General features: G+C 59.1%; 9 protein-coding genes. 4 read left to right on the plus strand and 5 right to left on the minus strand.

Annotation, left to right across the window (positions count from 1 at the left end):
* The coding region (locus BMZ23_RS09285; protein ID WP_143069581.1) for a VWA domain-containing protein at positions 1-3,048 on the plus strand (3,048 nt) is incomplete at its 5' end.
* Between the two features lie 24 nt (positions 3,049-3,072).
* A complete protein-coding gene (locus tag BMZ23_RS09290) occupies positions 3,073-3,462 on the plus strand; it encodes a tryptophan synthase subunit beta (protein ID WP_245748172.1) in 390 nt (129 codons plus the stop codon).
* Here BMZ23_RS09290 and BMZ23_RS09295 read toward each other — a convergent pair.
* The 3 genes from BMZ23_RS09295 to BMZ23_RS09305 form a co-directional block, all read right to left on the minus strand.
* A complete protein-coding gene (locus tag BMZ23_RS09295; protein WP_093475942.1) occupies positions 3,459-5,396 on the minus strand; it encodes a bifunctional diguanylate cyclase/phosphodiesterase in 1,938 nt (645 codons plus the stop codon). The two genes, BMZ23_RS09290 and BMZ23_RS09295, sit on opposite strands and share 4 nt — an antisense overlap.
* Positions 5,397-5,412: 16 nt before the next feature.
* Complete coding sequence (gene lapG / locus BMZ23_RS09300) at positions 5,413-6,090, minus strand: cysteine protease LapG (protein ID WP_245748173.1); 678 nt, start codon at positions 6,088-6,090, stop codon at positions 5,413-5,415.
* A gap of 82 nt (positions 6,091-6,172) precedes the next feature.
* Positions 6,173-6,760, minus strand: coding sequence for a UPF0149 family protein (locus BMZ23_RS09305; RefSeq protein WP_093475945.1), 588 nt, complete (start codon positions 6,758-6,760; stop codon positions 6,173-6,175).
* Between the two features lie 153 nt (positions 6,761-6,913).
* On the opposite strand from BMZ23_RS09305, the gene recQ reads away from it, so the two are divergent.
* Positions 6,914-9,046 carry a DNA helicase RecQ gene (recQ, locus tag BMZ23_RS09310; RefSeq protein WP_093475948.1) on the plus strand — a complete coding sequence of 711 codons (2,133 nt, stop codon included), beginning with the start codon at positions 6,914-6,916 and terminating at the stop codon, positions 9,044-9,046.
* Positions 9,047-9,080: 34 nt separating this feature from the next.
* Here the strand turns inward: recQ and BMZ23_RS09315 are convergent, their stop codons facing one another.
* A complete protein-coding gene (locus BMZ23_RS09315) occupies positions 9,081-11,270 on the minus strand; it encodes a patatin-like phospholipase family protein (RefSeq protein WP_093476234.1) in 2,190 nt (729 codons plus the stop codon).
* Between the two features lie 213 nt (positions 11,271-11,483).
* On the opposite strand from BMZ23_RS09315, the gene BMZ23_RS09320 reads away from it, so the two are divergent.
* The gene (locus BMZ23_RS09320; protein ID WP_093475951.1) at positions 11,484-12,302 is read left to right on the plus strand and encodes a UDP-2,3-diacylglucosamine diphosphatase; all 819 of its coding nucleotides are present in this window, start codon (positions 11,484-11,486) and stop codon (positions 12,300-12,302) included.
* Here the strand turns inward: BMZ23_RS09320 and BMZ23_RS09325 are convergent.
* Complete coding sequence (locus tag BMZ23_RS09325; RefSeq protein ID WP_093475954.1) at positions 12,292-13,674, minus strand: adenylate/guanylate cyclase domain-containing protein; 1,383 nt, start codon at positions 13,672-13,674, stop codon at positions 12,292-12,294. The genes BMZ23_RS09320 and BMZ23_RS09325 overlap by 11 nt on opposite strands.
* Positions 13,675-13,715 lie beyond the last annotated feature (41 nt).

The raw sequence follows: 13,715 nt of genomic DNA on the forward strand, positions 1-13,715 counted from the left end.
CCGCTGCAGTTTACCGTACGCCTGAGCGGCCCGTCGGCCAGCCCGGTGGAAGTCAACTGGACCCTGCAACTGGACGGCAGCGCCAGTGCCGATGACCTGCAGAGCCCGATCAGCTACAGCGGTAGCGTCACCATTCCGGCCGGCCAGCTGAGCGCGGTGGTCAGTGTACCGACACTGGATGACAACCTGTTCGAAGGCGGGGCGGGCAGCTTTGAGGACCTGACCCTGAGCCTGACCGGCGCCACTGGTGCCCAGCTTGGCAGCCAGACCAGCGTCAGCGGCCTGATTGAAGACAACGACAGCCTGCCGGTGGCAGTGGCTGACAGTTATTCGGTTGTTGAAGGTGCAGCACTGGGTAGCGAGGGGGTGCCGACAGTGCATGGCTGGTTAAATAATGACCCTGCCGGGCTGACGGTCGCCAGAATTTCACTGAATGCGGATGGCACTGGTTTTGTTGAAGTCGATCCGGTGACTGGTGCGCAGATCACAACCGCCCTTGGCGGTGTCCTGACTGTCTATGCCAGTGGTGAGTTCACCTATCAGGCTCCGGTTCTGTCGCACCCTGAGCATCTTGAGGCACTGCTTGATACGCTCTATTACCAGGCCTCGGACGGCACCAATCTGGCGGACCCGGTTGCTGTGTCTTTCAGTGTCTCCGATACCGAGCCGGTTATTCAGAGTGTTGAGAGTTTGCTGGCAAATAACGTACAGGGGCAAACCTTCGGGACCTGGAGCTACACACCCAGTGAAGACGGGTTCTTGCAGGAAATTGGCAACCTGCACAGCGGTATCAATCTCGGTTTTGATGCCGATGCGCTAAATGGTAATGCCATTGTGCTGCGGGAAGATGTATACGAGTCGGGTGTCTATGCAGGCGAGCGGCTGGAAGTGCAGATTCAGGATGGCAGCCAGACTTACACCTTCTTTACGTTGTTCATGAAGGCTGACGGCACCTACGTGTTCGATCTGGTCACGCCGAACCCGACGACCTCGGAAAGTGCCACTTTCGCGACGTCTATTGGTGGTAATTTTGATGCACTCTGGGCTGAACAGATACTTGGCAGCAACTTCGCGGGTTCAACCGATATTCGTTTCAGCGGAAACGGCACTACCGTCAATGCCAGCACCCAGGGCATAGGCACTGCGAACAACTTCATCAATCCGGGCCAGTCGCTGAATATTGATTTCTTTGTGGCTGATGGTGATGGTAATGGCGCAACCCACCCGACCGAGCAAAAGCTGGTGGATGGCGCCTCATTGACCGTGGCGTTCAATGGCAATTCCGGGGATGCAGTAGTCAACCTTCTGGTCAAGGATGTGGCGGGTAACACCCTTGCGACTCTTAACGGTATCAGTGTTTCTAATACCTCTCCGAGCATTAGCCTGAGTGCCCTTGAACTTAATATCGACAATTTCCACGGCATCACGCTCGAGCATGTGTCTGGAGATACCCTGCGTGTGAAAACCGTAGGCACTGAAATGTTGATACTGCCTGCCGATCAGACGTTGTCGTTTAACGTGCAGATTGTTGATGCAGACCTTGATGCGGTCGATCAGGATTTCACCGTCGATATCACCTCGCCGATAAGCGACCAGTTGATGGTTGGCAGCTCGATTGATGACACCTTCAACGGGGGGCGAGGTAATGATGTGCTGATCGGTGACATCCTTGGCAGCCAGAGTGTCGAGACGCCGCAAAACTACAACATTGCCCTGATGGTCGATGTGTCTGCCAGCATGAATGATCCGTCCGGAACATCGGGTTTGAGCCGCTTTGCCTTGATGAAACAGGCCTTGAATACCCTGGTGCAGGATCTCGCCCAGCATGGCGGCACGGTGAATGTCCAGCTGATCCCCTTCGGAACCAACGTCGGAACAGTAGCCACCTACACGCTCGACAGTGCGGCGTCGGTAAATGCCCTGATGGTAGCCATCAACGACCTGACATTGTCGACCTGGACCAACTACGAGGCTGCCTTGCGTGCAGCCAAGACCTGGTTTGACAGCCAGTCGCCTGTCACACCTGACTTCCAGAACAAGGCCTTGTTCCTGACTGATGGCAACCCGACGTATCACCTTAATAACAATGGCAACCCTGTGCGCGGCTCTGGCGGCGGCAGCAGTGGAACCAATGCGGCGAATATGAACAACGCCCTTGAAGCAATGAATGATCTGGTCGGTGCAGGGTATGACGTGTCGGTGAGCGCCATAGGCATAGGCACTAATGTTAACCAGAACTATCTGCGCTTTTTCGATAACACCAGCGTGACAGGTACAGGCGCTGTGAATATTGGCGGGACCAGTATTTCCGGCAGTGTCGGACAGGTCGAGATAGTCAATACAGCAGCAGACCTTGACGTCGCGTTGGGATCTACCATAGATATCGTGCCAGAAGTCGGCGACGACGTGCTGGTAGGCGGAAGTGGTGACGATATCCTTTTTGGTGATGCGCTTTCATCGGACGCCTTGGGTGGCGATTACGTCGGCAAGGGCTATCAGGGCATCGTTGACTACCTAAGTGACACGCTAGGCCGTACACCCACGGCTGAGGATGTAATGCAGGCAATCAGGAGTAATCCGTTGCAATTCCACGATGCAGACAGCGAGGTGGGTGGTAACGATCTGCTTGACGGTGGTGCCGGTAATGACCTTCTGGTGGGTGGCGCGGGTGATGATGTGTTGATTGGCGGGCAGGGGGATGACCTCATGTACGGAGGCAAGGGGGCCGACACTTTTGTCTGGCAAAAGGATGACCAGGGCAGCCTGTTGGTTCCGGCTGTTGATCGCGTGATGGATTTCAGTGTTGCTGAAGGTGATCGTCTGGATATCAGTGAATTGCTCGGAGGCATAGATTCGACCGGTATCGGTAACTACCTGGAAGTCAGTAATCTGGTTTTCGAGGGGGTCGAGAGCACGCTGTTGTCGATCAATACCGAAGGAATGATTGCTGAAGGGGCCAATCAGGAGATCCTTCTCAAGGGTGTCAGCTGGACCGATGCTGATATAAGCAGCCTGCTGGCAGGCCCTGATCCGACTCTGATAGTCTGAGTGTGGTCGTGACACCGATCAGTCGTGCGGCTGATCGGTGTTTTTTTATGTTCGTCCGTTGCAGGAGAGCAGAAAATGTTCGTCAAGCGTGATCCTGAGGGCGTTATTTTGGATGTGTCTGTGGAGCCCTTGCCAGGCTACCAGGCTGGCGGGCAGGGCGAGTCTGATGAGTTGCAAGGCTGGCTTGAGAAACGGCGGGCTCTGGATAGTTTGCAGTCACTTCAGCACAGTGATCGGGATCTGGTGCGGGTCATTGAGGATCTGGTGGATGTGTTGCTGCAGCGAGGCGTAATCAGAATCACCGATCTGCCCGAAGCTGCAATCAATAAACTGAACAGCCGATCCCAGGCGCGCGCGCACCTGGGCGGATTGTCCAACCTGATTGACCAGGAAGAGCGAGACAACCTGGTCTAGTCGCGCTCCTGCCAGGCTGCAGGCGCTGCCAGCAGCAGGCCTTGCATGGCGGTGATGCCAAGCGTCTTGAGGGCTTCTGCCTCGCCATCGCTTTGTACTTGTTCGGCAATCAGAGGCAGGTCAATTCGCTGGGCCGTGTTGGCCAGCGTCTCAAGGTACAGATGCTTTTCCTTTTCCTGGTCCAGATTGCGAATAAAACTGCTGTCAATCTTGAGGTAGGCCAGACCGATAAGTGCCAGTTCGCCAATCATGCTCAACTGTCTGCCAAAGTGCTGCAGAGCCAGTCGGGTGCCACAGGGCCTGAGTCTTTCGGCAAAGGCAGCGATTTCAGTCGAGTCGTACAGGTGCCGTGCATCCACTTCCAGCGTCAGCAGTGCAGCCTGAGGCCTGTTGCGATCCAGCAGGGAGGCTATTTTCTCAAGGCTACGGCTGTCGGCCAGGGTGGCTGGCATGAGGCTCAGGGCCAGCGGTGAAGGATGCTGCCGCAAGTGAGATAGCGTCATTTCCAACATGCACAGGTCAAAGTCCTGCGCCATGCCGAGACGCTCGATCCATGGCAGGAATCGACCTGCATGGATCAATTCCCCTGTGTCGCCAATCAGCCTTACCAGCACCTTGTGGTGAAGGGTTTGACTGTTTCTGCTATCGATCACAGCCTGGAAATGAATCACGAAACGGCGATCGTCCAGTGTGCTCTGTAGACGACTCTGCCAGTCGTCGGGATTGGCCTGAACGGATGCAGTGCCGATGCACAAGCCCGGCTCCAGCCAGAGGTCGCTGCAGCTGGACTCGCTCAATGCCTGATCAAGCCGCTGCAGCACCACAGCCAGTGTGTCTCCTGGATGATAGTCGGCCAGCCCCATCTGGAGTGGTTCGTGATCGCTGCGATGCAGGTCTTCCAGTGCCGCGATGTGCGGACGCAGTCCATTGGCTGTTTGCAGCAGTTCTTGCTGCTGGCTGGCCGGTGCCAGTATGACAAACTCACCGCCTCGTGAGCGACTGCAGAGCCAGTTGGGGTGTTGTGTCTGCAGTGCCAGCAGCGGGGCGGCCAGGCTGCCCAGCAGCTGGTCGGTGCGTTGTGCGCCCAGTGTCTGGTTGAGCTGGTTGAGGTTGCCCAATCGCAGTCCGAGCAGATGGCCGGTTGTTGCGTCTTCAGCAGTCAGGGCGGCGCTAAGGGTGTGAGTGAAGGCCTGGCGGTTGGCCAGGCCGGTCAGCTCATCCTGATAGGCCTGCCGGCGGTAGCTTTCCGTGCGCGCCGCCTCCTCATCAAAAAGTCGCTTCAGTTTGCCCACCATCTGGTTCATCGCCAGTACCACATGCCGTAGTTCGGGGGTGCGCGGGACCTTGCCCAGTGTGCGATATTCGCGTCGGGTGATAGCTTCAGCCTGATCGGCCAGCGCCAATAAGGGACGCAACTGCAGGCGCAGCAGGCGGGAACCCAGCAAGGCAGCAACCAATCCACAGAGTACCAGCCAGCCAAGTATTCCCAGTGCGCTGTCCCACAGCCGGTTGAGCGCAAACTGCGGATGACTGATCACTTCTACCCGGGCATGTTGCTGCCACCCATGCATGATCAGGGCTTCTCCTATACCTGGTTGCAGGTTGACCAGGCGCACAAACCAGCCGGGTGCTCTGGTTTCCTGAAGGTCATGGCTTCGCGCTGTCAGCAGGCTGTTATCGGAAACACCTATCAGGCGGATGCTGGAGAAATAACCGGTGTCGAAGATGGAGCTGACCATCAATTCGGCCATTGCCGGATCATCGACGTGCGGAGTCAGTGACAGGCCCAGCGCAGTGGCAGCATCCTGTGCGTGTGAGGCCAGTTGGCTCTGAAGCTGTTCGCGTGAGGTTTCCAGGCTGACCAGAAAGCTGCCGCTAAAAGCCAGAAGCAGAAACAGGCCTATGCCAAGGATCAGCTGTTTCACCAGAGACATGGGTGGGTCCTCACTGTCAGTGTGCTCCCGGAGCAGGGAAGCCTTCATCGCGCATCTTCAGCAGCAGATCCTGCCAGCGCGACAGTTGTGTGGGTGAGCCGGTACGGCTGCTGCGTCCTTGTCCGTCTAGCCACAGGCCTTCGGCATTGAAACTGTAAACCGGTAGCAGGTCGGAGCGTTGTGATGCCGGCAAAATCCGGTCGATCAGGTTGTCCAGTACCAAGGGCTCACTGTCGGCGGTCGGATAGAAGGTGAGCACCATGTGAGCCTGATTCAATTCGATGGCCTTGACATAGGTCAGACGTAGCTGGTCATTGCTGATGCCCAGGCGGCGCAGGCTGAAATACTTGGCAATGGCATAGTCTTCACAGTCGGCGGCACCTTTGATCAGTGCTTCGACCGGTGTTGCCCAATAATCGTTCTGACCCCAGATATCGATATCGTCGGCAAAGCGCAGACGCTGGTTGAAGAACAAGTTGACGGCCTGTAGCTGCTCGTGAAGGGACAGAGTTGTTGACTGCTGAAGCAGTCTTTCCCATTCCTGCAAGCGCCAGTGTGCCTGCAGGTCCATGCCATAGCGTTGCTGTGCCCGTTCGATGATGCGTTCGAAATTCCACGCACCGCTGCCCAATGACAGCAACAAGGCCGCCAACAACAAAAGGCAGGACCAGATACGGGCCGGGTTGGCGGTCACTGGTGCAGTCGCTCATCGGGCTGATTGTTGCCACGCAGTGTAGGCAACAATCGGCCGGGCTGCCAGAGAGGAAGGCGGCGGGTCAGTGACGTTGCAGCAGCGCCGGCTTGCCCTTGTCTTCCGGGGCGTGGAACAGCAGGAACAGCTGGGTGAGGGTATCGGGGATGTGTTCGAGCATCTCATCAACCACCTCGGCCTCGCGGTTGATTTCAACGAATTCCGGCTGGTCATCGAACAGGCCTGAACCGACCATCACCGGCAACAGCAGTTCGCTGACGGTCTCTTCCTGTTCGGCAAACCAGTCATCCTCACGCATGAACACGCCTTCCATAAAGCCGACGCACCAGCTGCGCAGGTCGGAATAATCCGGCTCATCACCCAGGTCCAGATCGCAGGGCAGCTCGAATTCCTCGTCACTGGCCAGCTCGCTGGCGATCCGGCTATGCAGCTCACACAGAGTGTCTTCGATCAGCTGGCGCTGTTCGTCATTGGCCCAGGCCGGCGGTTCGGCGAACAGGGCATCCAGCCACTCGCGCTCGGGAACCACCGTCGGAGCAATGGCCAGGGCGGTGAGGAAGCCATGCCCGGCCATGTAATCGAGCGCTTCTTCGTGCAGGTCGTCGGCATCGAGGAAGGCCTGCAGCTTTTCAAGTCGACTGGCGAAGGACATGGGTACACCTCTTGAGTATTGGTAGCGGCATTGTACCCATGCGCCGGGGGTTTGCCAAAGAACCGCTGCAGGGCTGCTATAATCGCCAGCCTTATCCATGCGACGGGTGCCCTAACGGGCCTGCCCGCGCCGGCACAGCGGAAGATAAACCCCATGTATCCAACCCCCCTGGACGCCCTGCAGGCGGTATTCGGTTACAGCCAGTTTCGCGGTCAGCAGCAGGCCATCATCGAACAGGTCAGCGCTGGCGGCGATGCCCTGGTGCTGATGCCGACCGGTGGCGGCAAGTCGCTGTGCTACCAGATTCCCGGGCTGATGCGTGCCGGCCTGACGGTGGTGGTATCGCCGCTGATCGCCTTGATGGACGATCAGGTGGCGACGCTCAGGGAACTCGGGCTACGCGCGGCGGCACTGAACTCCACGCTGGATGAACAGGCCCAGCGCGAGATTGCTGCAGCTATGCGCCGTGGCGAGCTGGACTTTCTCTATCTGGCGCCAGAGCGGCTGGTCAAGCCGCGTACCCTGCAATTTCTGCAGAGCCTGCCGATTGCCCTGTTTGCCATTGACGAGGCGCACTGCGTATCCCAGTGGGGGCATGATTTTCGCCCGGAATACCTGCAACTGGGGCAACTGGCTGGGTTGTTTCCGGGGGTGCCGCGCGTTGCCCTGACCGCCACCGCGGATGAGCGCACCCGCGAGGAAATTGTCCAGCGCCTGCACCTGCAGCAGGCCGAGCGTTTCGTTTCCGGCTTCGACCGGCCGAACATCTTTTACCGGGTGCTGCCCAAGGACAAGCCGCGCCAGCAGCTGCAGGCCTTCCTGCGCGAACGTCGCGGCGATGCCGGAATCGTCTATTGCCTGTCGCGGCGCAAGGTCGAGGAAACCGCCCAGTGGCTGAGTGAGCAGGGCTGGCCGGCGTTGCCCTACCATGCCGGTCTGCCGGCCGAGTTGCGCGCCCATCACCAGAGCCGCTTCCTCAACGAGGAGGGACTGATCATGGTTGCTACCATTGCCTTCGGCATGGGGATCGACAAGTCCAATGTGCGCTTTGTTGCCCACCTGGATTTGCCCAAGAGCATCGAGGCCTATTACCAGGAAACCGGGCGGGCCGGGCGTGATGGCCTGCCGGCGGACGCCTGGATGGTCTACGGGTTGCAGGATGTATTGATGCTCAGCCAGATGATGGCCGGCTCCGAGGGCGATGAGCGCTACAAGCGCGTTGAGCGCCACAAGCTGGATGCCATGCTGGCGTTCTGCGAGTTGACCGGCTGCCGGCGGCAGGCGCTGCTGGCCTATTTCGGCGATGTCATGCCGGAGCCCTGCGGGCATTGTGATAACTGCATCGAGCCGGTTTCCACCTGGGATGGCAGCGAGGCGGCACGCATGGCGCTGTCGACCATTTACCGCAGTGGCCAGCGCTACGGGGTTGGCCATCTGACCGATATCCTGCTGGGGCGGCTGACCGAAAAAGTCCAGGGTGCCGGTCACCAGCATCTGTCGACCTTCGGCATCGGCAAGCAGCTGGATGAGACCGAGTGGCGCTCGGTATTTCGTCAGTTGATCGCGCACCGGCTGGTTGAGGTGGATCTGGATGCCGGCGGTGGCCTGCGCCTGATGGACAGTTGCCGGCCACTGCTGCGTGGCGAGCAATCATTGTCACTGCGCCGCGATGTGGTGCGCAGTCAGGCTGCCAGCCGGCGCACTGACCGGCCGCTGGTGGCCGAGGCCGATCGACCCTTGTGGGAAGCCCTGCGCGCGCTGCGTCGGCGGCTGGCCGAGGAGCACAGCGTGCCACCCTATGTGATTTTCCCTGATTCGACATTGGTCGACATGCTGGAGCGGCGGCCTGCCGATCTGCAGGACATGGCCAGGGTCAGTGGGGTCGGTGCACACAAGCTGGAGCGCTACGGTGCGGAATTTCTGCAGGTGCTGCAGGGTGGCGCGGCAGCCGAAGCCGAGCCGGCCTCGGCGCAGGCGCAGCAGGTCGAGGTAGCCGGGCTGGCGCTGGCGGGTATGCATGCCGGGCAGATTGCCCGACAGCTGGGGATGCCGGAACGTCAGGTGTGGATGGAGCTGGCGCGCGCCATCGGTGCCGGCAGCATTGCCCTGCAACATGCCGTCGATTTGCCGGAGGCACAGATGGCACGCATTGAGGATGCCTTCCTGGCCGGGGATGGTGAGCAACTGCCGGGTGTACGCACGGTTGCCGCCGAGCTGGGTGATGAGATTGAGGAGGGCGTGCTGCACTGCATCCGTGCAGCACTGCTGGCGGAGATCCACGGCTGACGGTGGCCGGCCGTCAGCCCTGCCTGGTGTTGCCTTAGAACGTCTGGCCGAGGCGCATAAACAGCGCCTGCTGGTCATCCTCGTTGATGCCGATGCCGAGAATCAGCGGCCCGAGCAGGGTGTCTATGCCCAGCAGCAGACTGCCGGCCGCAATGTAATCGGTATCAAAAGCATTGCTACCGTTGTTGTAAACCCGCCCGTATTCGAGGGTGCCACCCAGATAGATCGGCAGATTCACCGACAACAAGCTGCCCGGCATCAGGCGGCGGTAATACACGGCACGTGCCAGATTGAAATTCTGACCGGTCAGAGCATCCTGGCGATAACCGGAGAACATGCCCGGTCCGCCAAGCTGGAAGCTGCTTTGGGCTACATCCACATCATCGCTGGTGCGTCCGGCCATCAAGCCGGCAATCAGGCTGTGCGGGCCGCTGGAGTAGGCCCTGTTCAGACGAACATCAATCTGCCGGTAACGTTCACTGGCACCCAGGTCAGGTTCCGATTGGCGCCAGATGAAACGTGCGTCATCGCCGCTGCGCGGGAAGTTGACGTTGTCCAGCGTGTCACGGTCAATCTGCAGGCTGTAGAAAGCCTCGTCGAAGCTGAAGGACGGGCGTTGACGTTCGCCCACACGCACTTTGGCATCTCCCCAGTAGCGCGACATGCCGAAGCGGATCTCTCCGTTGTTGGAGATTTGCCGGCCCAGATTGAAACCGGTGCCATAGCGTTGCTGCCGGTAGTCAGCTACCGGCCGGTTATCCTCGATTACTTCGATGTTGCGTGACTCGGCGTTGGCAAAGGGAGCGACAAACCAGCGCGAACCGTAGTCCAGCGGCTGGTAGAACTCGCTGTAGGCCAGTTGTTGCTGACCCAGTTGAACCCGAGTCAGCCATTCGGCCCCCAGACGGTTGACACCGTTGACCCTCAGGCTGGCACCGATGTTGTACTGGCTGCCACCCTTGAAGTCGTCACTCAGACTGAGGCCGGGGCGCAGGTAGTTGATACCGGTTTCACGGCCGCTGGTGCGGATCACCAGGGTGTTGATCTGCTCGCCGTGGAGAACCTCGTAATTCACCCGGCTGAAGTAGTCGGTGCCGTAGATGGTGCCCATGTCCTTCTGCAGTCGTTCCAGGTTCAGTGGCTCGCCGACTTCCTGGCGTACCAGGCTGCGAATCACCCGGTCATCCACCTTGCCACTGTTGAGTATGCGGATTTCGTGAATGATTGGCTGGCGTTGCGGGCGGGCGCTGGCCAGATTGCCGCCGGGACTGGTTTGCAGTTGCCGCGCAGCCAGCTGTAGGGTCATCGGATGCTGCTGCAGGCTCTGGCTGCCGGCGAGAATCGCTGCGGGCACTTCGGAAAAGCTGCCAAAGCCAATATCACCGAGTTCTGGTTGCAGCAGGATGTCGTTTGGTCCGAGTGTGGCCAGTTGCTTTTCGGTGTTGTTTCGCGTGAGCAGGGTAGTGGTCTGGTCCATGATGTCGAAGACCGACTTCAACTGCTCCTTGGATTTCAGTGGCGTGCCTATGTCCACCACAATCAGTCGGTCCACACCCATGCGGCGTGCGACATCGACCGGCAGGTTATTGGTCAGCACGCCGTCCACCAGCATGCGTCCTTCATGGCGTACCGGAGCAAAGAAGCCCGGCAACGCCATGCTGGCGCGTATTGCCAAAGGCAGATGACCGCGCTGGAAGACCACCTGGTCACCGGTGGTGATGTCGGTAGCGACGGTTCGAAATGGAATCGGCAGGCGATCGAAGTCATCCACCTCGTTGGTGTGTACCAACAGGGTTTCCAGTGCCACACCGATATTCTGTCCCTGCAACAGGCCCAGCGGCAGCTTGACGCCCTGACGGTCAAAGCTCAGCCGCTGCTTGACCAGAAAGTCGCGATCATCCTGCTTGCGACGAAAGGGGATGTCCTCGCGTGCCGGGTCGTCGCTCATGATAGTGGCCCAGTCCAGCTCCTGAGCCAGTTCCGCCAGTTCGTCGGCACTGTAGCCGGCAGCGTAGAGACCTCCGATAACAGCCCCCATGCTGGTGCCGGCAATCGCATGCACGGGGATATTCTGGCGCTCAAGCTCCTGCAGTACGCCGATATGGGCCAGGCCGCGTGCACCTCCGCCGGACAGCACCAATCCGATACGCGGTTCGGCAGCCGCCAGGCCGGTAAACAGGCTCAGTAACACGGGCAGCAACGGGGTGCGGAGCAGTCGGCGTATCAACGGGGTGCGCATGGGTGAAATCCATTGGTGACGGCATATGGCTGGCGGCATTGTAAAGCAAAGTTACCCGCCCAGGCTGCCTGCATCTTTGTTTGACTGCCCGTCACGCAACAGTCATGCAGTGTTCAAGGGACGGCAAAGCAGTTACTCCAGAATCTGTTGGTGAGGGCGCTGCTGTACGAGCGCCACAGCTCAAGCCAGGAGGCGTCAATGAATATGGCACTGCAGCAGATTCACCCGGGCAGAACCCGGGTCCGGTCGCTCTGGATTTCCGACCTGCATCTGGGAACGCGCGGCTGTCAGGCCGAGAAATTGCTGGCATTTCTCAAACAGCATGATTGTCAGTACCTGTATCTGGTGGGCGATATCATTGACGGTTGGCGGATGCGCAAGGGCGTGTACTGGCCACAAAGTCATACCAATGTTCTGCGGCGGATTCTGACCATGAGCAAGCGCGGCACACAGGTCATCTACGTTACCGGTAACCACGACGAATTCCTGCGGCGTTATTCGGGCCTGGTGCTGGGTAATATCAGCCTGCTTGATGAGGCGATCCACGAAACCCTTGATGGTCGCCGCCTGCTGGTGATCCATGGAGACCAGTTTGATGTGATTACCCGATGTCACCGCTGGCTGGCTTTTCTTGGTGATCACGCCTACGAGTTCAGCCTGGTACTCAACCGTTGGTTGAACCATTGGCGCAGGCGATGGGGCTACGGTTACTGGTCCTTGTCTTCATGGCTCAAGCAGCGAGTGAAGAGTGCGGTGAGCTTTATCAGTGACTACGAGGATGCTTTGCTGCACGAGTGTCGCAAGCGTGGACTCCAGGGTGTGGTGTGCGGGCACATACACCATGCCGAGTTGCGCGACATATCAGGAATTACCTATCACAACTGCGGTGACTGGGTTGAGTCCTGCACCGCTCTGGTGGAAAGACCGGATGGGCGTTTCGAGTTGCTGCGCTGGGATCAGTTGCAACCGGTGGCAACCGGGTTGCCCCTGGATGAACTGGCGGGGTTCAGCGAATGATCTTGTCGCGCAATTTGCGAGCCGCCTGTTCCAGCGCCACGACAATCTGCTCCTTGTCGTAGTTGCGGATGCTGGCGGTGTCCAGATACATGGAGAAGCCGGGTAGCTCGTGCTCGACAAATTCGGGCGCGGCACCCAACTCCCTGCGCAAGCCGACCACCTGATAAATCTGTACCGGACGGGAGAAGCCCTTGACGTTGATCTGCCCCTTGTCGCGGCACAGGATGGTGTCCTTGACCAGTGACCAGGTTTCGTGGGGGATAAGTATCTCTCCCGCCTCGGCAGCACTCTCCAGGCGGCTGGCCAGATTCACCTCGCGGCCGATGATGGTGTAATCCATCCGGCTCTGGGCGCCAAAGTTGCCAACCGTGCAGTAGCCGGTACTGAGCCCCATGCGGATCTCCAGTGGCCGGGTAATGCCCTTGCTGCGCCATTGCTGGCGCAATACTTTCATGTGTTTGCGCATGGCAATGGCCATGGATACTGCTGCTTCGGCATCCTCCTTGGCGCCGCGGGTGACCGGATCGCCAAAGAACACCATCACGCAGTCACCAATGAACTTGTCAATGGTGCCGCCGTACTCCAGCGCGATGCGTGACATTTCATCAAGGTAATTGTTCAGCAGGTCGGTCAGAGCTTCTGGTTCCATCTCTTCGGCCAGTTCGGTAAAGCCGCGGATGTCGGAAAAGAATACGGTGAGTTTGCGTCGCCGGGTTTCCAGACGCACACTCTGGCGGCCACTGAAGATTGATTCCCAGACTTGCGGTGACAGGTACTTGGACAGGTTGGCCGCAAGCATGGCGCTCTTTTGCTGCTGCTGGCCGATTTGTTCGCGTGCCTGTTCAAGGTGACGACCCTGACGGTAAAGGAAGATGCCCTGTGTGATGATCACGGCAATGCCGCCAATCAGGCTGGCAGCATTGAGCAGACTGCTGCCGGCCGGGTTCAGTGTGGCGGTAGTCACTTGGCCAGCCAGTAATGCCGCGGCAACCGCCAGCAGCCAGGCGGCAATCAGGTAGCGCGCCCCCCCGGCAATACTGCTGGCAAAGCCGAGCATCAGCATAAAGACCATTGATGGCACCAGGCTGAAGCCGATCAAGGCAACCAGAACGCCGCAATGCAACGCATCGATTGCCAGCAGCAGCAAGCGGAACTTAACCGAATCCCGGTGAGCCAGCCGGCGATTGCTCCATTCGGCCAGATGCGGGTAAAACAGGCTCCAGGCAATCACCAGCGTTGCGGTGATTGCTCCGCTGCTCTGTTCGAGCGCGGCCGCCGCAAAGGTCAGGGCCACACACAGGTAGGCGATGATGCGGGCGTGGTATCCCTGCAGGGGAGGGCGTACCGGAATCCTGAAGCTGTTCAGGGGCATGTTGCAGCTATCCATTGCCAGAAAAGTGAAGGGGGATACTG

The sequence above is a fragment of the Halopseudomonas yangmingensis genome (assembly GCF_900114825.1).
Classification (GTDB): Bacteria; Pseudomonadota; Gammaproteobacteria; order Pseudomonadales; family Pseudomonadaceae; genus Halopseudomonas; species Halopseudomonas yangmingensis.